17 protein-coding genes are annotated in these 21777 nt (G+C 72.4%); 10 read left to right on the top strand and 7 right to left on the bottom strand.

All coding sequences use genetic code 11. From position 1 onward, the window contains the following. Nucleotides 1–54: 54 nt before the first annotated feature. The gene (locus BLQ50_RS07185) at nt 55–720 is read right to left on the bottom strand and encodes a TetR/AcrR family transcriptional regulator (RefSeq protein ID WP_093182384.1); all 666 of its coding nucleotides are present in this window, start codon (nt 718–720) and stop codon (nt 55–57) included. 106 nt (nt 721–826) lie between these two features. On the opposite strand from BLQ50_RS07185, the gene BLQ50_RS07190 reads away from it, so the two are divergent. The 3 genes from BLQ50_RS07190 (at nt 827) to BLQ50_RS07200 (ending at nt 8589) form a co-directional block, all read left to right on the top strand. Next, a complete protein-coding gene (locus BLQ50_RS07190; RefSeq protein WP_093182386.1) occupies nt 827–1834 on the top strand; it encodes a DUF3152 domain-containing protein in 1008 nt (335 codons plus the stop codon). 66 nt (nt 1835–1900) lie between these two features. After that, nucleotides 1901–5221: an ATP-dependent helicase gene (locus tag BLQ50_RS07195; protein WP_245700941.1), complete on the top strand. Its 3321-nt coding sequence runs from the start codon at nt 1901–1903 to the stop codon at nt 5219–5221. After that, complete coding sequence (locus BLQ50_RS07200; RefSeq protein ID WP_175559061.1) at nt 5218–8589, top strand: ATP-dependent helicase; 3372 nt, start codon at nt 5218–5220, stop codon at nt 8587–8589. Before BLQ50_RS07195 ends, BLQ50_RS07200 begins: the two co-directional genes overlap by 4 nt. Before the next feature lie 4 nt (nt 8590–8593). On the opposite strand, the gene BLQ50_RS07205 is transcribed toward BLQ50_RS07200, so the two are convergent. Continuing rightward, nucleotides 8594–9103 (bottom strand): MarR family winged helix-turn-helix transcriptional regulator, encoded by a 510-nt coding sequence (locus tag BLQ50_RS07205; protein ID WP_093182388.1) that lies wholly within the window; start codon nt 9101–9103, stop codon nt 8594–8596. Between the two features lie 107 nt (nt 9104–9210). On the opposite strand from BLQ50_RS07205, the gene BLQ50_RS07210 reads away from it, so the two are divergent. Further along, nucleotides 9211–9573, top strand: coding sequence for a DoxX family protein (locus tag BLQ50_RS07210; protein WP_093182390.1), 363 nt, complete (start codon nt 9211–9213; stop codon nt 9571–9573). 20 nt (nt 9574–9593) lie between these two features. Here the strand turns inward: BLQ50_RS07210 and BLQ50_RS07215 are convergent, their stop codons facing one another. After that, nucleotides 9594–10808 carry a phosphotransferase gene (locus tag BLQ50_RS07215; RefSeq protein ID WP_093182391.1) on the bottom strand — a complete coding sequence of 405 codons (1215 nt, stop codon included), beginning with the start codon at nt 10806–10808 and terminating at the stop codon, nt 9594–9596. A gap of 101 nt (nt 10809–10909) precedes the next feature. Here BLQ50_RS07215 and nudC point away from each other — a divergent pair, with 101 nt between their 5' ends. Beyond that, on the top strand, nt 10910–11905 hold the full coding sequence (gene nudC / locus BLQ50_RS07220; RefSeq protein ID WP_093182393.1) for an NAD(+) diphosphatase: 996 nt from the start codon (nt 10910–10912) through the stop codon (nt 11903–11905). A gap of 188 nt (nt 11906–12093) precedes the next feature. Here the strand turns inward: nudC and BLQ50_RS07225 are convergent, their stop codons facing one another. Then, nucleotides 12094–12372, bottom strand: coding sequence for a mycoredoxin (locus BLQ50_RS07225; RefSeq protein WP_093182394.1), 279 nt, complete (start codon nt 12370–12372; stop codon nt 12094–12096). 171 nt (nt 12373–12543) lie between these two features. Here BLQ50_RS07225 and BLQ50_RS07230 point away from each other — a divergent pair, with 171 nt between their 5' ends. Both BLQ50_RS07230 and BLQ50_RS07235 read left to right on the top strand, forming a co-directional pair. After that, nucleotides 12544–14616 carry an ATP-dependent DNA helicase UvrD2 gene (locus tag BLQ50_RS07230; protein ID WP_093182396.1) on the top strand — a complete coding sequence of 691 codons (2073 nt, stop codon included), beginning with the start codon at nt 12544–12546 and terminating at the stop codon, nt 14614–14616. Nucleotides 14617–15004: 388 nt separating this feature from the next. Continuing rightward, the gene (locus BLQ50_RS07235; RefSeq protein WP_245700943.1) at nt 15005–15427 is read left to right on the top strand and encodes a WhiB family transcriptional regulator; all 423 of its coding nucleotides are present in this window, start codon (nt 15005–15007) and stop codon (nt 15425–15427) included. Here the strand turns inward: BLQ50_RS07235 and BLQ50_RS07240 are convergent. Then, the gene (locus BLQ50_RS07240; protein ID WP_093182397.1) at nt 15424–16458 is read right to left on the bottom strand and encodes a ThiF family adenylyltransferase; all 1035 of its coding nucleotides are present in this window, start codon (nt 16456–16458) and stop codon (nt 15424–15426) included. The two genes, BLQ50_RS07235 and BLQ50_RS07240, sit on opposite strands and share 4 nt — an antisense overlap. A gap of 107 nt (nt 16459–16565) precedes the next feature. Here BLQ50_RS07240 and BLQ50_RS07245 point away from each other — a divergent pair, with 107 nt between their 5' ends. Continuing rightward, the gene (locus BLQ50_RS07245; RefSeq protein WP_245700945.1) at nt 16566–17138 is read left to right on the top strand and encodes a M48 metallopeptidase family protein; all 573 of its coding nucleotides are present in this window, start codon (nt 16566–16568) and stop codon (nt 17136–17138) included. A gap of 4 nt (nt 17139–17142) precedes the next feature. On the opposite strand, the gene BLQ50_RS07250 is transcribed toward BLQ50_RS07245, so the two are convergent. Beyond that, nucleotides 17143–18651 carry a zinc-dependent metalloprotease gene (locus BLQ50_RS07250; protein ID WP_093182647.1) on the bottom strand — a complete coding sequence of 503 codons (1509 nt, stop codon included), beginning with the start codon at nt 18649–18651 and terminating at the stop codon, nt 17143–17145. 125 nt (nt 18652–18776) lie between these two features. Between BLQ50_RS07250 and BLQ50_RS07255 the strand changes: the two genes are divergently transcribed. Next, nucleotides 18777–19811 (top strand): NAD-dependent epimerase/dehydratase family protein, encoded by a 1035-nt coding sequence (locus BLQ50_RS07255; RefSeq protein WP_093182399.1) that lies wholly within the window; start codon nt 18777–18779, stop codon nt 19809–19811. A gap of 60 nt (nt 19812–19871) precedes the next feature. Then, nucleotides 19872–21059, top strand: coding sequence for a YlbL family protein (locus BLQ50_RS07260; protein WP_245700947.1), 1188 nt, complete (start codon nt 19872–19874; stop codon nt 21057–21059). A 10-nt stretch (nt 21060–21069) separates the two neighbouring features. Here BLQ50_RS07260 and BLQ50_RS07265 read toward each other — a convergent pair whose 3' ends face one another. Then, complete coding sequence (locus tag BLQ50_RS07265) at nt 21070–21648, bottom strand: PPA1309 family protein (protein WP_093182400.1); 579 nt, start codon at nt 21646–21648, stop codon at nt 21070–21072. Nucleotides 21649–21777 lie beyond the last annotated feature (129 nt).

Here is a 21777-nt window from a genome sequence, read left to right on the forward strand (position 1 = left end):
GTCTCACTTTCCATGGTCGAGGGCTGAGAGGATCAGCCGGGCTCGCTTCTGATCCTAGAGCGCCGCAGGGGGCACAGGTGGCTCTTCGCGCCGTAACATCCCATGGATTCCGCGCCAAGCGAACTGGGCGATGAGATCTGCGGTCTCCTGGGCGGTCGTCGCCGTGGCGCCGTCCGCCGTCGTCAGGGACGGGTCCGGGTGCAGCGCGTCCGAGGCGGCCACCCGGGCCATCGACGTGGACGCGCGGGCGACGGTGAGCGCCTGCGCGGGCGAGAGGTCCGTGATGGAGCCGAGCACCTGGGCGAACAGCTCCGCGTTGCGCCGGTTGGGCTCCTCCACCCGTTCCCGCACGGCGGGGTCCCGGGTCACGTCCGACTCGAAGAGGAGTGACGCCGCCACCCCGGACCCTTCCGCGAACTCGACGTACGCGCGCACGACCGCGTGCACGACGTCGTAGCCGTCGAGGACCTGGTTCGCGGCGATGCCCCAGCCCTCGACGGGCTGCAGGGCGCGGGAGACGGCGTCGACAAGAGCTTGGCCGCGTTCGTCGATGACCGCGAGGTAGAGGTCGAGCTTGGAGGGGAAGTGGCGGTAGAGGATGGGCTTGGAGACGTCAGCCTGGTCGGCGATGTCATCCATAGAGATGTGGTGGAAGCCGTGGGCGGCGAAGAGCCCTTGCGCGATCGCGAGAAGCTGCGCCTGCCGCTCGTTCTTCGGCATGCGAGGTCGGTTGCGTCTGTGTGATTCGGGCACCGGATCGGACGCGGGACGGCTGGTCACAGCCACAGCCTAGGGGAGGGGTCGCATCGTCTGGCACGATGGTCCGATGACCACCCCCGATCCGAGCACGGTCGACGGCATGCCCACGGGTGCCTTCGAGGCGCCCGGGGCGACCCGCCACGAGCTGCGTGAGGACGCCGGGACTCGTCGCGGCCACTCGCCGGTGCGACCGCGCAGGCGTGCCAGGTCGCGGATGCGGGCAGGCCCGGCCGTCGTGCTGGCCGTGGCCGGGCTGGTGGCCGGAGTGGGCTCGGGAGCCGCCGTCTCCGCGCTGATACCCACCCCGCCGCCGCTCTCGGTCGAGGCCGACGCGACGTCGGGCGTGTCCTCGGCCGCAGACCAGCGCGACCTGCTGCTCGATGCGGCGAGCCGCAGCGTCGAGCGGACTGCGCTGGACGGTGCCCTGGACCCCGAGCTGGCGGGCCAGCAGGTGCCCGAGCCGCAGGTGCCCGAGCCGCAGGTGCCCGAGCCGCAGGCGCTCCCCGAGGGCGTCGACGAGATCAGCTTCGCGGCCGGCCTGCTCTCCATGACCGTGCACGACGCCGCGAGCGGGGTCTTCGACGTCGTGCCCGGCGAGGTGCCCGCTCCCGGCGCAGGCGAGGTGAAGTCCGTCCGGATCGAGGTCGAGCAGGGGCTCGACATCGACCCAGTCAAGTTCGCTGACCAGGTCCTGGCCACGCTCAACGACCCGCGCAGCTGGGGTGGGGACGGGTCGCAGACCTTCTCCCGCACCGCGGGCGAGGCGACCCTGACCGTGACCCTGGCCAGCCCCGCCAGCGTGGACCGGCTCTGCGCCCCGCTCGACACCGGCGGCCTGTGGTCCTGCGGCGTCGAGGGGCGGGCGGTGCTCAATCACCTGCGCTGGGTGACCGGCTCGGAGAACTACGGCGACGACATGGCCGCCTACCGCCAGTACCTCGTCAACCACGAGGTCGGCCACGTGCTGGGCCACCGGCATGCGAAATGCAGCTCGTCGGCCGCACTGGCCCCCGTCATGGTCCAGCAGAGTGGGGCGCTCGTCGCGTGCACGCCCAACGGGTGGCCGTTTCCCTGACCGGTCTGTGACCGTCCCCTGATCTGCGATGACCGTGATGTCAGTGGCGTGTGGTGGGATTCCCCTGTGGATCTTCTCCCGCCCCGATCGGGCTCCCGCAGCGACCGCCGCCCCGCGCCGGAGGGCGCCGACGCGCCCTTGAGCCCGCGCGAGCGCCGCATCATGCTGGACGCCGCGCAGGTCAGGGCGCTCGAGGGGGCCCTCGCCGCACCGACGTCGCTCATCCTGGGCGCGCCGGGGACAGGCAAGACGACGCTCGCGCTCGAGATCGCGGCGACCGCGGTCGAGCGGGACGGGCTCGACCCCGACGAGATCCTCGTGCTCAGCGCGACCCGGCGTGGCGCCGGCCTGCTGCGTGACGCTCTCGCGGCCCGGCTCGGGATGACCGTGCGCGGGGCGGTCGTGCGGACGGCTGCCTCGGCAGCCTTCGCGATCCTCACCAAGCATGCCCAGGCCGCCGGCGACCCGGTCCCCGTCTTGATCACCGGGCCCGAGCAGGACCTTGCACTCGCCGAGCTGCTCGCCGGCCACGCCCACGGCGAGGGGGTCAGCGTTCCGTGGCCGGCGACGATCCCGGCCGAGACCCTCGCGCTGCGCGGCTTCCGGGAGGAGCTGCGCGACCTGCTCATGCGGTCCGCCGAACGTGGGCTGACACCCGACGACCTGTGCGCCCTCGGGCGCAGGTACGGGCGCCCCGAGTGGGAGGCCGCAGGCCGCCTCTACGACGAGTACCTCTCGGTCATGGCGCTGCGCCAGCTCACCCCCGACTCGGGCGCGCGCTATGACCCGGCGGTCGTCGTCGACGAGGCCGCGCACGTCTTCGAGCGCTGGAGCGGGCCGGAGCGTCCCGCCTGGCGCCTTGTCGTCGTCGACGACTATCAGGAGGCCACGGCGGCGACCGCGCGGCTCTGCCACGGACTGGCCTCGGCTGGGGCGCGGCTCGTCCTGCTCGGCGACCCCGACGCCTCCGCCCAGGCCTTCCGCGGCGCGACGCCCGCGCTCATCGGGCGGGCCGCCGCCGGTCGCCCGCCGGTCCTAGGCGCGGTCGGGGGTACCGGCGACGAAGGAGAGTTCGGGGCGACCACCCTGGTCCTGGAGACGGCCTGGCGGCACGGGCCAGCCATCCGGGAGGCGACGCAGGCGGTGACCCAGGAGATCGGGTCGGTGGGTGCCGTCGAGCACCGACGGGCCGAGGCACGCCCTGGCGCCGTGGACGGTTCTGCCGACGGCGACGGCGACGGCGACGGCGTCGTCGAGACCGCGATCCTGCCCAGCCCGGCCCTCGAAGAGGCCCATATCGCCAAGACGCTGCGGTCGGAGAACCTGCTCCGGGGCACGCCGTGGTCCCAGATGGTCGTCATAGCACGCTCCGGCTCGGAGCTGCTGCGCCTGCGACGTGCCCTGACGAGCGCGAGCGTCCCTGTGACGGTGCTCGGGGCGGACATCCCGCTGCGCGACGAACCTGCCGTCCGGCCGCTGCTCGGCGCGCTGCGGGCTGCCGTCTCGGGGGACATCCCGGTCGAGGCGGTCGTCGACCTGCTCACGTCGCCGCTGGGCGGGATGGACGCCGTCGGGCTGCGACGGCTGCGCCGGGCGCTGCGCACCGACGAGCTGAGCGCGGGCGGGGGCCGGTCCTCGGACGCGCTCCTGGTCGAGATGATCGCCAACCCCGCCCAGGTCGAGCTGCTGCCTTCCGACGTGGCCCGCGCGCCGCGCCGGATCACCCGGGTGCTGGCGGCCGGGCGCATGGCGATCGAGGCCCCCGGCGCGACCGCCCAGACGGTCCTGTGGGCGCTGTGGGCCGCGGCCGACGTCGCCGAGACCTGGCGGTCGATCGCGGTCAACGGCGGGCCCGGCTCCGCGCGGGCCGATCGTGACCTCGACGCCGTGATGGCGCTGTTCCGCTCGGCCGAGCAGTTTGTCGACCGGGTCCCGCAGGCGACCGCGCTCGCCTTCGCGGACTTTCTGCAGTCCCAGGACCTGCCGGCGGACAACCTGGCTCGTGCGGGCGCGACCGAGACGGTCTCGCTGCTCACCCCGGCCGGGGCCGCGGGCGGGGAGTGGGACGTGGTGATCGTCGCCGGGCTGCAGGACGGCAGCTGGCCCGACCTGCGCCTGCGCGACTCCCTGCTCGGCTCGCAGGCGCTCGTGGACGTCCTCTCGGGGCGGTCCGCGGATGCAGCCGGCGCCGGTCGTGAGGCGCGTCGGTCGGTCCTGGCCGACGAGCTCCGCGCCTTCGCGGTCGCGGTCTCCCGCGCCACCCGGCGCCTCGTCGTCACTGCCGCGAGCGACACCGACAACGAGCCGTCGGTCTTCGTCGAGCTGCTGACCGGCCCCGACGACGAGGACGAGACCGGGGCGAGCGCGCCGGACGTCTTCGCCGCCCCGCTCGACCTGCGCGGCGTCGTCGCGACCTTGCGGACGGAGCTCGCCGAGGCGGTCGGACGGACGGACGGGGCCGAGGGTGGCCGCGCGATCGCCGCGCTACTTGCCCGGCTGGCCCGGGCCGGCGTCGGCGAGGCGGACCCGCGCACCTGGTACGGCTCCGCGCAGGTCTCATCGGGGGAGGGGCTGTGGGCGCCCGGCGAGGCCGTGATGGTCTCCCCGTCCAAGGTGGAGCAGGTGCACCGGTGCGCCCTGCGGTGGGCACTGGAGAGCGCCGGTGGGACGGGCGCAAGCGCCCTGTCACAGTCTGTGGGCACTCTGATCCACGACATCGCCCGCGAGCTCCCCACGGCTGGGCATGCCGCGCTGGCCGCCGAGCTCGACCGCCGATGGCACGAGCTCGGTCTGCCGCAGGGATGGCCGACGACGCAGACCCGCCGGCGCGCGGACGCGATGATCTTGCGGCTCTCGGAGTACTACAAGGAGATCTCCGGCGACGTCGTCGTCGAGGAGGCCTTCGAGGTCATGGTGGGCCGGGCGGTCCTGCGCGGCGCGGTCGACCGGCTCGAGCTCTCCGGCGTCGACGGGGTCCGGGTGACCGACCTCAAGACCGGGAAGGGCATCCCCACCGTCCCCGAGGGACGCACCAACGCCCAGCTCGGCGCGTACCAGCTCGCCGTGGAGGCCGGCGCGTTCGCCTCGCTGCCCCCCGGGACCCGCAGTGTGGGTGCCCAGCTCGTGTTTCTCAGCGACGGTGCGAAGGGCACCCGCCGCGGTCAGGACGCGCTCGGCCCCGACCCGGAGAACTGGGCACGCACCCTCGTGGAGGACGCGGCCGAGACCATGGCCGGCGCGGCGTTCACCGCGACGGAGAACTCGCTGTGCTCGATGTGCGGGGTCCGGCGCTCGTGCCCCCTGCAGTCCGAGGGGCGGCAGGTGGTAGACCTGGGGCTGCCTGGCCCGGCAGCGCGGTCAACGGCTTTGCGAGAGGACCGATCATGACCGACCGGCCGAACGGAGGCGAACGGGTGAGCCCCGAGCTCATGAGCGCCGCCGAGATCGCCGAGATGCTCGACCAGCACCGGCCGACCCCGGAACAGACCCAGGTCATCGAGGCCCCGCTGAGCCCGATGCTCGTGGTGGCAGGGGCCGGATCCGGCAAGACCGAGACGATGTCCGCGCGCGTGGTCTACCTGATCGCCAACAAGCTCGTCGAGCCGCACGAGGTGCTGGGCCTGACCTTCACCCGCAAGGCCGCGGGCGAGCTCGCCGAACGCGTGAGCAAGCGACTGCGCCAGCTGCGCCGGGCGCGCTCGTCCGTGGGCGGCAGCGCCCTCGATGCCCTCGACCGGCCGACCATCTCGACCTACAACTCCTACGCGGCATCCCTGGTGAGCGATCACGGGCTGCGGATCGGCCGGGAGCCGGGCGCGCGGCTGCTGTCGGAGGCCTCGAGCTGGCAGGTGGCCAGCGACGTCGTGGAGAGCTGGCACGCGGACCTGGCGACCGACGCCGCGGTCTCGACCGTCGTGGCGGCGGTCCTGGACCTGTCCAACGCGCTGAGCGAGCACCTGCTCTCCGTCGAGGCGGCCCGGTCCGGGATCGACGCTTTGCTCGCGGACATCGAGGCGACGCCTTTCGGCGGCAAGCGCACCGGTCTGCACGCCGATGTGGTCAAGCTCGCCCAGTCGCTGGCCGAGCGCCGCCGCCTGCTCGACGTCGTGGAGACGTTCCAGGATCGCAAGCGCGCCATGGACGCGGTCGACTTCGGGGACCAGGTGGCGCTCGCGGCCCGGCTCGCCGAGGAGGTCGAGGCCGTGGCCCCGGGAGAGCGCGACCGTTTCAAGGTGGTGCTCCTCGACGAGTACCAGGACACCTCCTATGCGCAGATCCGCCTGCTGAGCTCCCTGTTCGGGGCCGGGCACCCGGTCACCGCGGTCGGAGACCCCAACCAGTCCATCTACGGCTGGCGCGGGGCGAGCGCGTCGGGGCCAGCCCGGTTCCCGAGTCAGTTCAGGGACGCGGACGGGACCCCGGCACGGGTGCACCGGCTGAGCACCTCCTGGCGCAACGACCTCGCGGTCCTCGAGGTGGCCAACACGACGTCGAGCCCGTTGTACGCGGCCGACCCGGAGAACTCCCTGCCGTCCCTGGAGGCACGTCCCGCGGCCGGGCTCGGATCCGTCCACGCGGTCTACACACCCACCGTCGAGGAGGAGGGCGCGGCGATCGCGGAGTTCATCGTCAAGCGATGGAAGCCGGGGGTCGCGACGGCGGCCGTGCTGTGCCGCGCCCGCAGCCAGTTCCCGGTGATCGAGGCCGCGTTGCGGATGCGCGGGCTGCCGGTCGAGGTCGTGGGCCTCGGCGGGCTGCTGACCACCCCCGAGGTGGTCGACCTCGTCGCGCTCCTCGAGGTGGTCCACGACCCCTCTCGGGGTGACTCGCTCATGCGCCTGCTGACCGGCCCGCGGCTCAACCTGGGTGCGGCGGACCTGCACGCCCTGGGCAGCCGGTCCAAGGAGCTCGCCCGTCGGCGAACGGCCCACGGCGTCCACGGCGCCGGCGGCGCCGTGGAAGGGGACTCCTCTGACGAGCGATCGATCGTCGACGCGATCGACGACCTGCCCGGAGCGGACTGGCACGCACCGGACGGCCGGTCGTTCACCCCCGAGGGCGGCAAGCGTCTCCGTGAGCTCGCTACCATGCTCCGCGAGCTGCGGGCGCTGACGTACCTGTCCATCCCCGAGCTGGTCGACCGGGCCGAGCGGGCCCTCGGCCTGGACATCGAGGTGGCCCTCCTCGCGGCCGCCGGCTGGGAGGGATCGCCTGACCGCCCGACCTCCGACCCTCGCGGCCGGGCGCATCTGGACGCCTTTCGTGACGTGGCGGTGCACTTCGCGAACACCTCCGACCTGGCCACCCTCGGTGCCTTCCTCGCCTGGCTGACGATGGCCGAGAAGCGTGAACGAGGCCTGGACCGTCCGGCGAACGCCCCCGACCCCAAGGCCGTCCAGCTCATCACCGTGCACGCCTCGAAGGGCCTCGAGTGGGATGTCGTGGCCGTGCCCGGCCTGGTGGACGGGGTGTTTCCGTCGACGAAGGCGAACGGTGCCAAGGGACCTGTCTCCTCGGGCTGGCTGACCGGGCTCGGAGCGCTGCCGTTTCCGCTGCGCGGGGACGCCGCCGACCTGCCCGAGCTCAACCTGGCGGGCGCGGACGACTCAGCCGAGCTCAACACCCGCCTCACCGACTTCCGGGAGAGCTGCGGCGAGCACGAGGTGTTCGAGGAGCGCCGGCTGGCCTACGTCGCCTTCACCCGGGCCCGCTCGGACCTGCTGCTGACAGGGGCGTGGTGGCGCACGGCCCAGAAACCGACCACGCCGTCGCTGTTCCTCACCGAGCTGCACGACGCCGACGTGCTCGCGGAGTTCACCGTCGCCGACGCGCCGCCCGCCGACGCGACCAACCCGCGCGACGACCTCACCCGGCAGGCCGACTGGCCCGCCGGGCCGGAGCCGCTCCTCGGCGACGGCGAGGCTCCCGCGCCGCTCGTGGCCGTGCTGCGCCGGTCCGCTGACCTGGTCGCCCGGGCGCTCAACTCGCCGGGTGGGGCCAGCGCAGATGAGCCCGACGTCGACCGGTCTGCCGGAGTCGCCGTGCTCGGACGGGACGGCACGGACCTCTCTGAGCTCAGCGAGATTCTGCTCACAGAGCGGGCCTCGCGCGGCAGCTCGGCGACGTCCATGGCGTTCCCCGCCCACATCTCCGCCTCCGGGCTGGTCGAGATCGCCCTCGACCGGGACGCCTACGCCCTGTCGCTGCGTCGTCCGATCCCGCGCGAGCCCTCCGTGCACTCGCGCCGGGGGACGGCGTTCCACCTGTGGGTCGAACGCTTCTACGGCTCGACGTCGCTCTTCGACCTCGACGACATGCCCGGAGCCGACGACGAGCGGATGGATGCCGACCAGACCTTGGACGACCTGCGGCGCACCTTCGAACGCTCACCGTGGGCCGCGCTGCAGCCGATCGCCGTCGAGGTCGCGATCGACACGGTCGTCGCCGGGGTCATCACGAGGACCCGGATCGACGCGGTCTTCCCTGACTCTGAGCGGCCGGCCTCCGCCGGCCCCGGGGTGGTTGTGGTCGACTGGAAGACGGGCCGGTCACCGAGCGACCCGGAGGCCATGCGGGCCCGGGAGGTGCAGCTGGCCGTCTATCGGATCGCATGGTCGCAGTGGGCCAAGGTCCCGCTCGAGGACGTCTCGGCGGCCTTCTACTACGTCGGCGACGACCGGACGGTCCGACCGACCGACCTGGCCGGCCTGGCAGACCTCGAGCGGCTCATCGTCGGTGAGCCGCGCGTCGGCTGAGCGATCAGTCGGAGTGGGACACGCCGCACTGCCCTGATCGGCCGCGGGCGACGGGGCCGTTGGGATCGAGCTCGAGGGCGATGGGTTCGAGGATGTCCGCGAGCATCGTGATCTGGTCGGGGCGCAGCTTGCTCAGGACGAGCGCACGGGCTTCGTCCGTGTAGGTGGGCAGAGCGGCGAGGATGGCGTGCTGACCGTCGGTCGTGAGCTCGAGGCTCGTCGCACGCGCGTCGGCCTGACAGGCGGAGCGCCGGACCAGCGCCTTCGCCTCGAGCCGGGCGACAACCTTCGACATCCGCGGCAGCGGCGCATGGGTCAGCTCGGCGAGCCGACTGATCCGGAGGGAGCGTCCGGGAGCGTTCGAGAGGGTGACCAGTGCGCCGAGCTCGAACGCCGTCAGGCCGAGCGGGCGGAGGCGGGTGTCGAGCGCTGGCGTGAGGGCTTGGGCGAGAGAGACGAGCGCGATCCACGCACGAGATTCCGACTCGTCCATACCCATCACCCGTGCAGCCATCTCACCAACCTAACAGATGGTTGCAGCGGCAACTGATTACGCTATGGTTGCACCGGCAACCTTGCCGCAGCGCACGACACACGACGCACGACAGAATGGAAAACCCGGTGCTCATCGCCCTCTGGATCATCAACGTCCTGCTCGCCATCGCCTTCCTCGGCGCGGGTGGCATGAAGCTTGCCCGTCCGAAGAGCGCCCTCGCCGAAATGGGCATGGGCTGGGTCGAGAACGTTTCCCCCACGTCTATCAAGATGCTCGGCGGCCTTGAGGTCCTCGGCGCCATCGGCCTGATCCTGCCCCTGGCCACGGACATCGCGCTGATCCTCACCCCGATCGCCGCGGTCTGCCTCGCGATCACGATGGTCGGCGCGACGGTCGTCCACGCCCGGCGCGCCGAACCCATGACCGTCGGGATCGTGCTCACGCTCCTCGCGGTCGTCAGCGCCGTCCTTGGTTTCCTCGCCCTCTGAGCGCAGCCCGGGAGCTTGGGTCAGGCGTCGTCGCTGCTCTCATCGCTGGGGGCCGCGACCGCCGCATAGGCGGTTGTGTCGACGTCCTGGGAGGGACGGGGCAGGACCTTGTCGTAGTCCGGGAGGAGCTCCTGCGGACCGGAGGCGTCTGAGGACTCGGCGGCGGCGTCGGCTGGGGCTGGGGCCGGCGTGGCACGTGGCGCCGGCTGTGCGGTCGGCGCCGGCTTCGAGCCCGGCGCGCCGGCCGAGCTCCCGCGGTGCGTCTTGGAGGTGCCCCCCGTCGGCGACTGGCCCTGGTCGGCGACCGCGACGCTGAACGCGCCGACCTCGGTCGCTGCGCGGTCCAGGTCGCGTAGCATGCCGACCGCGTCCTTGACCACGTCGCCCCGGTCGTTGCGGACCCCGTGCAGCAGCCAGCGGGCCAGGGCCAGCTCGCTCGCGAGCAGCGCTCGGTCCACCAGGTGCGGGTCGATCAGCTCGGTGCGGCGCAGCTGATAGGCCTCCAGGATCGACTCGACCGACTCCTGCGGGGCGGTGACCAGCAACCAGGACAGGTCGTCCGCCGGGTCGCCGACCTGCACCTCGAAGAAGTCGGTGATCGCGCTGATCTGCCCGGCGCGGACCAGCAGCGTCTCGGCCGAGAGAGCCGTGTGGGTCACGGTCGGGCGGAACCGCCACATCGACACGTCCTCGAGCGACCGCTCCCAGCGGCGCAGCAACGTTGCCGGGACCTGGCCGGTCTGGGCGGCCTCGTCGACCTCGGACAGGCGCCGTTGGCGATACTCCTCGGCCGAGTACACGGGGAGGCCGGAGCTCTCGACGAGCGCGACGGGCAGCTCGTGCAGCGCGGCGATCGCGCGGCCCAGGCTCGCGCTGATCCCCGGACCCGGGACGATCCGTTCGACGCGGAGCGGGTGACCGGGCAGCTCGGGGTAGACGACCGCCCGGCCGCCGTCGGACAGTGGTGCGAAGCCGGCCGCGCGCGGGACCTCGAAGGGCAGCCGCCCGGAGTCGACGAAGTCCTCCAGGCCGGACAGGAACGCGGCCTCGGCCTCCAGAGCCGCACCGGCGGCCAGGGTGCTTGGTGCCCGGACGACCCACCGGCGCTTCTCGGCGTCGATCGCTATCGCGGCGTCGAAGCCGTCGGGCGCGGTGGTCTCCTGGACGTGGTGGACGTCCAGACCGGGTACGGCGAGGGTCGAGAGGGCGGCGAGGGCGAGCGGTGAGCGGGACACACAACAACGGTAATCGGCTCAGCGGCGAATGGCCCGAAGGCTCCCCGCCCCGCCTTGCGTCGATGGTCGCGGTGGGTGGCGGCGAGTCTTACGGTGGAGTCATGGGATATGTCGACTGGGATACGTTGCCGCTGTCACGGGCCACCACGGGACGCGGGGCGCACCGACGCACCGAACCGGACGTCGTCGCGCACGTGCTGACCGAGGAGGGCACGCGGGTGCTGCTGGTGCACCGCGGACGGCTCGCGGCCTCCGGTGACTCCGGCGGTGCCGAGCTGGTCTTCGTGGCCGGTCCGGCGACGGACCCCGCGCTCGCGCCGTCGAAGGACGTCCCGGAGTCGCAGCGCGGCGCGTGGCTATACCTCGGCGAGGACGACGCCGGTGCTTTCGTGGCGCTCGTCCTGCCCGACGACGCTGGCGTGCCGGCCGTCGGCCTCGAGGGGATCGCCCCGGTGAACCCCGCAGGTGACCTTGTCGCCGCCCACACCTGGCTGTCGCTGCGCGATCTCGGCGCTGCCCTCTCCGCGCGGGACGCGGGCCTGGCCACGGAAGCCGTCGCGCTCGCGGCCTGGCACGCGGCCCATCCTCGGTGCCCGCGGTGCGGTGAACCGACCGAGCCCGTTCATGGCGGGTGGGTGCGCAGGTGCACCAACGATGCCAGTGAGCACTACCCGCGCACCGACCCGGCAGTCATCATGGCCGTGGTCGACGACGGGGACCGCCTGCTGCTGGGGCGCGCCGCACAGTGGGCGCCGGGCAAGTTCTCGACCCTGGCGGGGTATGTGGAACCGGGGGAGCCGCTCGAAGCGGCCGTGCGCCGCGAGGTCCTGGAAGAGGTCGGGGTCCGGATCGGCGCGGTGGAGTACCGCGGGAGCCAGCCGTGGCCGTTCCCGGCATCGTTGATGCTGGGCTTCGTCGCCCACGCGACCTCGACGGAGATCCACGTCGACGGCGACGAGGTCGTCGACGCCCGGTGGTTCAGCCGCGCGGGCCTCGCGGAGGCCATCGATGCCGGATCCGTCGTGCTGCCCAGCCGCACGTCCATCGCCAGGTCGCTGATCGAAGACTGGTTCGGCGCGGCCCTGCCCGGCGCGTGAAATCGCCCAGCTCGCCCGACGCAGGCCCGCCCTCCGTCGCCCTACCCGTCCCCGCGCTCCCGCGAACTCGTGAGCCACGGACGTCGTCCGCTGTCGAACGGCTCTAGCTCACGAGTTCGGCGGGGGATTCACGAGCTCGGCGGGGCGGGGGTGCGTGGAGGGGGCTCCGGGCGGGTGGGTCCGGGGTGTCAGACCGTGAGGCGGGCCTTGACGTCGGCCAGGGACGGGTTGGTCGCGGACGTGCCGTCGGGGAAGACGAGGGTCGGCACGGTCTGGTTGCCGCCGTTGACAGCCTGGACGTACTCGGCCGTCCCGGGGACCTCTTCGATGTTGATCTCGGTGTACCCGATCCCGGCCGAGTCGAGCTGCGTCTTGAGCCGGCGGCAGTAGCCGCACCACGTCGTCGAGTACATCACGACCGATCCGGCCTCGGGGATGGTCGGGGAGGTGATGGTGGTCTCGCTCATGGCGCGTGAGTCCTCTCGTAGCGGTGGGTACAACGTGGTCAACCGTAGGTTGCGGGCCAAGTATTCCCTCCGTCGGCGGCCCGAGCAGTCACCGAGCGGGCCACCGGCCCGCCCACCGTGTCGCCCACCGTGTCGCCCGCATGTCGGTCGAGCCTGGGAGAATGGGCGTTGATGTCAGACAACCCGCGTTCGCTGCCCAACGTCCCTCGCTCCGCCGAGGCGATCCTCGACGCGCTCGACCCCGACCAGCGCGAGGTCGCCGAGGCGCTGACGGGTCCGGTGTGCGTGCTCGCGGGAGCCGGGACCGGCAAGACCCGGGCCATCACCCACCGCATCGCCTACGGCGTGCGCACGGGCATGTACACCCCCACGACCGTGCTCGCGGTGACGTTCACCGCGCGCGCGGCCGGGGAGATGCGCACCCGGCTGCGGGACCTCGGCGTCTCGGGCGTCCAGGCGCGCACCTTCCACGCGGCCGCGCTGCGCCAGCTGAGCTTCTTCTGGCCGCAGGTCATCGGCGGACCGCCGCCACGGATCCTCGAGCACAAGGCGCCGGCCATCGGCGAGGCGGCCCGCCGGCTCGCCCTGAGCGTGGACCGGGTCGCGGTGCGAGACCTGTCCTCCGAAGTCGAGTGGGCCAAGGTCTCCCTGATCACGGCCGAGGACTACGAGCGGGCATGCACCGCGATCGCCCGCCCCGCCCCGGGCGGCTTCGACCACCGCACGGTCGCCCGGCTGCTGACCACCTACGAGGAGGTCAAGACTGAGCGCTCGGTGATCGACTTCGAGGACGTGCTCCTCATGCTCGGCGACATGCTCGCCTCGCAGGCGAACATCGCCGACACGGTGCGCCGCCAGTACCGCCACTTCGTCGTCGACGAGTACCAGGACGTCTCTCCGCTCCAGCAGTTTGTCCTCGACCAGTGGCTCGGCGGCCGGGAGGAGCTGTGCGTCGTCGGGGACCCGAGCCAGACCATCTACTCCTTCACCGGCGCGACCCCCCACCACCTGCTCACCTTCAAGAAGGCCCACCCGACCGCCCACGTCGTCAAGCTCATCCGCGACTACCGCTCGACCCCGCAGGTCGTCGAGCTGGCGAACAACCTGCTCTCCGTGCGCGGTGTGCGCCGCTCCGGCAGCCACCCGGCCCTCGAGCTCGTCGCCCAGCGCCCGGCCGGCCCACCCGTGCAGTTCACGACGTACGACGACGACGAGTCCGAGGCCACGGGCGTCGCCGCCCGTGTGGGCCGCCTCATCGCGGCCGGCACCTCGGCGAGCGAGATCGCCGTCCTCTACCGCACCAACGCTCAGTCCGAGGGCTTCGAGGCCGCCCTGGCCGACGCCGGGATCGGGTACCTCGTGCGGGGTGGGGAACGCTTCTTCGCCCGCCGCGAGGTTCGCGACGCGATCGTGCTGCTGCGCGGTGCGGCGCGCTCGGCCGAGCCCGACATCCCGATGCCCACGACCGTCCGCGACGTCCTCACCTCGGCTGGCTGGTCTGTCGCGCCGCCTGCGGCCCGCGGCGCCGCGCGCGAGCGGTGGGAGTCCATGCAGGCTCTCGTTGCGCTCGCGGACGACCTGGCCGCCAAGCAGCAGGCGACCCTGGCTGACCTGCTCATGGATCTCGAGGAACGTGCCTCGGCCCAGCACGCCCCGACCGTGGAGGGTGTGACGCTCGCGTCCCTGCACGCGGCGAAGGGGCTTGAGTGGGATGCGGTGTTCCTGGCCGGGATGAGCGAGGGCCTCATGCCCATCTCGCTCGCCGAGACCGACGAGGCCGTCGCGGAGGAGCGACGCCTGCTCTACGTCGGGATCACCCGTGCCCGGGTGCACCTGGACCTGTCCTTTGCGAAGTCCCGCAACCCGGGTGGCCGGGCCTCTCGGCGCCGCACCCGTTTCTTGGACGGGTTGTGGCCGGGGGAGGGGCCTGGCGCCGGGGTGCGCCGGCCCGCGCGCGACGCGCGCGACGTCGTCGGGCGCAGCGCGGTGAAGATCTCCGGCGACTACGACGAGGCCCTCTACGAGGCGCTGCGGGAGTGGCGCCTGGCCCGTGCGAAGGAGATCGACCGGCCCGCCTTCGTCGTGTTCTCCAACACGATCCTCGAGGCGATCGCTGAGACCCGGCCGACGTCGGTGTCCGAGCTCGTGCGCATCGGCGGGGTCGGTCCGAGCAAGATCGACACGTACGGAGCGTCGGTCTTGGAGGTCGTCAAGACCTTCGTGGAAAACTCGTCCGATAAATAGGTTGCGCCGCTCGGACGCGGCGACCTATGGTTCTTGAGTCCCTGTAGGAGGGCGACGGCCGAGAGGTCCGAGCCCGAGACGAAGAAGGAGGTGGGTGCACAGATGAAGATCAACACAATGACCGCTCCGGTCACCGGGCATGACGCAACAACCGGAATTACACACCGGTTCCGCGCTACCGGATCTCGCGCACCCCACGTCTCCGTCCCCAGGGCACATCTCATCTGAGCACCAGATGAGTTTGACCAGGCCGCGGAGTCCTCAGGGATCCGCGGCCTTCGTGTTCTCTCCAGTCCTCGGGCATCGATGCCCGTAGGCGGTCAGTCCCCCGAATTCCGCGAATTCCTTTTCGACGACATATACGAAACAGGGATTTGAGGAGGACACCGTGCGGCCCACGCTGCTCGACACGATGTCACACACGAACGTGACGACACTGACGACACTGACCACCACATCGACTGCACCTAGCTCGACTGAACCGACCGCACTGACGACACCGATCTACGTCGCACCCACCCTGCCGGAGCGAGCTCTCACCCGGCAGGAAGGGCGAGAGTTCGCCCAGCTCGTCGCGGGCCTGCTGCCCTGCCGGTCCAACGATCCAGAGCTCTGGTTCGCCGAGCAGGCCGATCAGGTCGAGCAGGCAAAGGCCATGTGCCAGCAGTGCCCGCTCATGGCGGCCTGCCTGTCCGGGGCGATCGATCGCGCAGAGCCCTGGGGCGTCTGGGGCGGGGAGGTGTTCGTCGACGGAGCCGTCGTCGCCAGGAAGCGCGGGCGCGGGCGCCCGCGCAAGGATGCGGCGGCCTAGCCATGACCCGCGCCCGACACGTCGATGCACCCGCACTCCGGGTGCATCGGCCACTCGCGCAGCCGGGGCACCGCATCAGGGGCTGACACCTCGATGCACGCCCCGGCCGTCGCGGGCAGGCGCCCATCCAGCTGGGCGAGCACCTGCGCGGCCCCGAGGGCCCCGGCCACCGCGGCGGTCGAAGACTCCTGCGCCGGAGGCACGAGCGCGGCCGCTTCCTTGAGCTGGTCGCGTACCCGCGGCCACGCCGGATCCAGATCCGTGCGCCCCGCATCCAGGCAGTTGAGGCACGGCGTCCGCCCGGGCAGGACAAAGGGTCCGACGACCACGTCCCCCTCGCGCACCGTGACCACCAGGTGTGCGACCCCCTCGACCATGAGCCGGACGGTCCGTAACGAGTCGGCCACCTCGTCGAAGACGACCACCACGACGTCGGGCACCTCGTGTGCCCCCGCCCCGAGCCGTAGCGCCGGGTATGTCCCCCCGAGCACCTGAGCCGCGGCCTGCGACCGCAGCAGGCCCACGTGCCGCTCCCGCAGCCCGCCCACGCCGACGTCGCACGCGCGGACCCTGCGCGCGTCGTCGAACAGGAACCCACCCACCCCGGCCGAGGCCAGGGTGTCGGCCAGAACCATCCCGAGCCGGCCGAGCCCGACGACCGCCACCGTGGCACGCCTCCGAGCTGCCACGACCTGTGCACCATCGCCGTCCGGCGCCGTGCACGCCGCCGCCCGCGCGTCGTCTCCGGCTCCGGAACCGACCGGGAGGGCACCGGAGGGCCCCTCGATGAGCAGACCGTCTCGGTCGAGGCCGGCGAGCAGCTCGGCCATCCGTGCGGAGGCCACCCCGCGACCGGCGCAGCGGCGCAGCAGATCCTCCCCGGTGGCCGGCGCCGGACCGGCCAGGGTGCGCAGCAGCGTCGCCTCTGCGGGGGTGAGGCCGGACAGGACCGTCGCCCACCTCTGGTCGACGCCGATCTGGAGCGTGCCGGGGTCACGATCGAGGACCCGCAGGCCGGGGCGGAGCTTCATCCTGTGATCGTGGCATGCGAGCTGGTTCCGTCGACGTTGTGCACAACCTGAGCGTGTCCTCGGCGCGTAGCGCCCACTTCGGGCAGAAGACCCGCTACGGTCATCACGTGCCCGACATTGTTGACGGTGTTCGCAACGCCCAGGTCGAGGTACGACGGAGCCGTCGCCGCACGAGCACGGTCAGTGCGTACCGTGACGGCGAACGGACGATCGTATCCATACCCGCGAGATTCTCGCGCGCCCAAGAACGCGAGTGGGTGCAGCGGATGCTGGACCGTCTCGCCGACAAGGAACAGCGGCGCCGCCCCTCGGACGAGGGGCTCGAGGCGCGCGCGCACGAGCTCTCGGAAAAGTATCTGGCTGGCCGCGCGCGGCCGTCGTCGGTGCGCTGGTCCTCCCGGCAGGGCCGGCGCTGGGGCTCGTGCAGCCTGCCGGAAGGGTCCATCCGGATCTCGACGCGGGTGCGAGGGATGCCCGGTTGGGTGCTCGACTACGTGCTCCTGCACGAGCTCGCGCACACCCTGCACAGCGGCCACGGCCCAGACTTCTGGGCGCTGCTGGACTCCTATCCTCGCACCGAGCGTGCGCGCGGATTCCTCGAGGGCCACTCCTTCGCCCGGGACGTCGGACCCGAGGACGAGCCCGGTGAGGGCGACACGCTCGCCACCCTCACCGAATAGCTGGTCAGCTCGCGGGTGCGTCCGGGGCGCTCGTTCCGTCTCCGTCGGTCTCGTCGCCCGGGCCCTCGCTCGAGCCCTCGTCCTCCGCCTCACCGAAGATCTCGGCGAGTGCGCGGTCGACGTCGGACTGCTCCGCCGTGACGGCGTCGCGGCGGGTGAAGTACCCGGCCGGTTCGTCGAGGTCGATCGTGCCGGGGAGCAGGTCCGGGTGGTCCCAGACGGCGTCCCGCGTCGATGGTCCACCCTGGGACTCGATCGAGGCCCACAGGGCGGCGGCGTCGCGTGAGCGGCGGGGCCGCAGCTCGAGCCCGACGAGGGAGGCGAAGGTCTGCTCAGCCGGTCCCCCGGCCGCCCGGCGGCGCCGGATCATCTCGCGCAGCGCGACGGCGTGCGGGAGGTGGGGGAGCGCGGCGCGGGCCACGACCTCGTCCACCCATCCCTCTACCAGGGCCAGGACGGTCTCGAGGCGGAGCAGCGTCGCCTTCTGCTCGGGGGTCGACTGCAGGGCGAAGACGCCACCGGACAGCGCGCCGCGCAGCGCCTCGGTGTCGGTCGGGTCGATCTCCCGCATGGAGGACTCGAGGGCGTCCATGTCGATCGTGATGCCCTTGGCGTACGCCTCGACGAGACCCAGCAGGTGCCCGCGCAGCCACGCGACGTGGGTGAACAGGCGGGCGTGGGCGACCTCGCGCAGCGCCAGGAACAGCCGGACCTCCTCCTCGGGGGCGTCGAGCCCTTCGGCGAAGGCCGCGACGTTGGCGGGCACGAGCACCGTGGCCGGTTCGCTGAGCAGGGGCACGCCGATGTCGGTCGCCCCGAAGACCTCCCGCGAGAGGGTGCCGGCTGCCGTGCCGATCTGCATACCGAAGACGGCCGCACCGATCTGACGCATGATCTGGCTGGGGTCGATCGCGCCGCCATCGCCACCAAAGAGCCCAGCGGGCAGCCCGCCAGTCAACCCACCCGAGTCGCCCATGGCCGACAGGTCACCGGGGAGCTGGTCTCGCAGGATCGCAGTGAGCGCGTCGGCGACCGACGATGCGACTGGCTGCGCGAGGGTGTTCCACGCCGGGAGGGTCCGCTCGACCCATTCCGAGCGGGTCCAGGCGACGGCCCTGCCGCCGCCCGGGGGGATGTCGGTGGCCGCGTCGAGCCACAGCTCGGCGACGGACAGTGCCTCGGTGGCCACCCGCACCTCGCGGGAGGTGAGCGACGGGTCGCCCCCGACGACGGCGGCCTGCCGCGCGACGTCGTGCGCGACGTCGGCGTTGACCGGACCCGTCCCGGAGGAGGTGAGCAGGCGCTTGACCTGGTCGAGGATCTGCTGGAGCATCTGCGGGTCGTTCTGGAACTCCGAGCCGGCTGCAAGGGTGGCGGGATCGAAGCCGCGCGCGCGGAGCTCGCGCAGGGCGTCCTCCGCGTCGGCCCCGAAGAGCGAGCGCAGGAGCTCCTCCCACTGGGAGGGGTCCGGCTCGCGCGGCGCGCCAGAATGGTCGGACGGGTCGCTGCTCATAGAGTCTCCTCGTGCGATGGCTGATCGACGGCCGGTCTTCGACGCGGTCGCCTCGATGACGTGGCCGTTGACCTCGATGCTCTTTACGGTAACCACTAAACCGTCTCCAGGGAGGCAGGATCACCATGCCCACACGACCGGTTCGCTCTGGGCGCACCAACGTGGTCGTCGTGGGGGACTCCCCGACAGCCCGCGGCATCCGCAACCGACTCCGCGCCTCGGGTGCTGACAGCACCACGGGCGAATCGGGCGCCGACCCGGTCCGCTTTGCAGGCGCCCGCGCCGTCGTCCTGGTCGGGCACACCGGGGACTTCGCGCGGGTGACCTCGCGCCGCGCCGCCGAGCGACGCGGCGAGCTGGTCGCCGGCCTCGAGCAGGACCTGGCCGACGCCGCTGCGGCGGGCGTCGAGCACGTGGTCGCGATCAGCTCGGCGATGGTCAACGGCGCCGAACCGGACCGACCGGTCATCAACGACGACGAGCCGCGCCAGCCCGTGGTCGACGACAGCTACGCCGGGGACCTGCTGACCTTCGAGGCGACGATCGAGCGTGTGGCGTCGACCCTGGCCGACGTCTTGGTGACGGTGCTGCGACCGGCCGTGCTGGTCGGCCCCGACATCGACACGCTCATGACCCGCCACTTCGAGGCACCCCGCGTGCTGACCATCCGGGGTGCGCGCCGCGGGTGGCAGTTCGCGCATGTGGAGGACGTCGCCGACGCGGTGGGCGTCGTCGTCGCAGCCGGCCTGACCGGGCACCTGACGCTCGGCGCGCTGCGGGACGGGGAGCCTGACGTCCTGGAGCCCGAGGAGGTGACGACGATTGCCGGAATGCGGGGGATCGACCTGCCGGCCGCCTCCGCCTTCGGCACGGCCGAGCGCCTGCACCGGGTCGGGGTGCTCCCCGCCCCGGCCTCCGACATGAGCTACGCGGTGTACCCGTGGACTGTCAGCGCGAGCATCCTGCACGACGCCGGGTGGTCGCCGTCGTGGTCGAGCGAGGCATGCCTGCGGGCCCTGCTGGCACAGATCCGCGGACGGGTCGGCGTCGCCGGTCGGCGCGTGGGTGGGCGCGACGCGGCCGCGCTCGGCGCCGCGGGCGCCGCCGTCGCGCTGCTGGGAACAGCTGCGATCTGGAAGCAGGCCCGCGGCCGGCGCTGAGGGGCGTCGCCAGGCGGGTGCGCTCAGCGCGCATCCAGACTTGTCGGGGATGATGGTCTCGTGTCGATCGAGCCGAACGCCGAGAACCAGCCCCACGCAGCCCGCCTCCCCACTCCGGGAGAGCCCGGTCCGGAGGCGCCCGCGCACGGAGGATCTGGCCTGGGCGACGCCTACATGGTGACCGGCAACGAACGCCCCAGCCCGCGCTCGATCACCCTGGGTGTGGCATTCATGGCGACGATCCTGCTGCTCTCCGGGCTCGCGGTGCTCCCCGCGCCCTACGTCGTGAAATCGCCCGGGCCGACCCGCGACACCCTCGGGCAGGTCGACGGCAAGGACCTCATCGAGATCACCGGGGCCACGACCTACCCGTCCACGGGCGAGCTGCTGCTCACGACCGTCGGGGTGGGTGGGGGACCGGGATACCCCGTCAACCTCGCACAAGTTGTCCAGGGCTGGGTCAGCGACACCCGTGCGGTCTTCCCCGTCGAGGAAGTCTTCCCCCCCGACGTCACCCGTGAGGAGAGCGCGGCCGAGAGCGCGGCCGAGATGTCCAGCTCGCAGGAGAACGCGACCTACGCAGCCCTGACCGAGCTCGGCTACGACATCCCCGTCTCGGTCCAGGTGGCCGCGACCGTCGAGGGCTCGCAGGCCCTCGGCCACGTCGACGTGGGGGACACGATCACCTCCCTCGACGCCGCACCGGTGACCAGCCCGGCCGAGCTCATCGAGGCCATGACCACGATCGAGCCGGGCACGACGGTCACGCTCGGGCTGATCCGCGACGGCGCGCCGGTCGAGGCGTCCTTCGCCACGACCGCGCCCACCGATGGTGGGACCGGGTCGCGGCTGGGCATCCAGGTCAGGTCCGCCTTCGACTTCCCGGTCGACGTGCAGATCCAGATCGACGACATCGGCGGTCCCAGCGCCGGGACGATGTTCGCCCTCGGAATCATCGACCGGCTCACCCCCGAGGACGAGGTGAACGGCCAGGTCATCGCCGGGACCGGGACGATGGACACGACCGGGACCGTGGGTGCGATCGGTGGGATCCGCCAGAAGCTCAACGGCGCGCTGCGCGACGGCGCGACCTGGTTCCTGGCCCCGGCCAGCAACTGCAACGAGGTCGTCGGACACGTGCCCGACGGGCTGCGGGTCGTGAAGGTCTCGACCCTCGCCGAGGCGCGAGCCGCGATGACCGCGATCGGCGCGGGCGACGGGGGCTCGCTCCCGACCTGCACGTCCTAGCGGGAGCGGCTCAGACGAACGTCGAGCGCAGCGCCTCGATCAGGCCCGGGACGAGGCTCATCCCGGTCGCGACGTCGGCGTCGGAGTCGTTGGCGCGGGTGCGCAGCGCGCACCAGGACGCGCCGTCGCGCAGCACGCCTACGGCCATCCGGACGTCCTGACGGTCGGGGTGCTCGGCGAGGAAGACGAGCGCCGCGGCGGGATCGTCGGGGATGTGCGCCTCGGCCGAGGGCGGCAGGATGATGCACTCGACGACGACCGCTGCCCCGGAGACAGCCTCGGGCCAGATGATCGAGGCGAGCAGGTCCTCCAGGGACCCGGAGTCGGGCAGGCCGTCCTGCTCGACCGACGTCAGGTGCGTCGGGTCGGTGAGGGCCGCCTGGACCGTGGCGGGGGGCAGCACGCTGGCGAGCTCGGGCTCGGCCGCGAGGGCGGCCTGGGTCGAGACCAGCGCAAAGACGCGGGTGGGTGCGTCCCACCCGGTGGACGCGACGTGCTTCTCGACGTCGACGACGGCGTCGGCGAGGGCGCGCTGGGTGGGGGAGAGCGGAGACGTGAGAGGCGCTGAGGGCTCGGTGGGCACGGTCATGGTCACCAGGATGTCAGAAGACCGGTCCCGGGGGCACCATAGCAATGCGCCCTGCGGATGAACTGTGGGAACCTAAGGAGGCTCGTAAGCGTTTGACCGGGTGAGAGCCGCGCGGCGGCCCTCACCGAT

The sequence above is a fragment of the Sanguibacter gelidistatuariae genome, from assembly GCF_900096585.1.
Lineage (GTDB): Bacteria > Actinomycetota > Actinomycetes > Actinomycetales > Cellulomonadaceae > Sanguibacter > Sanguibacter gelidistatuariae.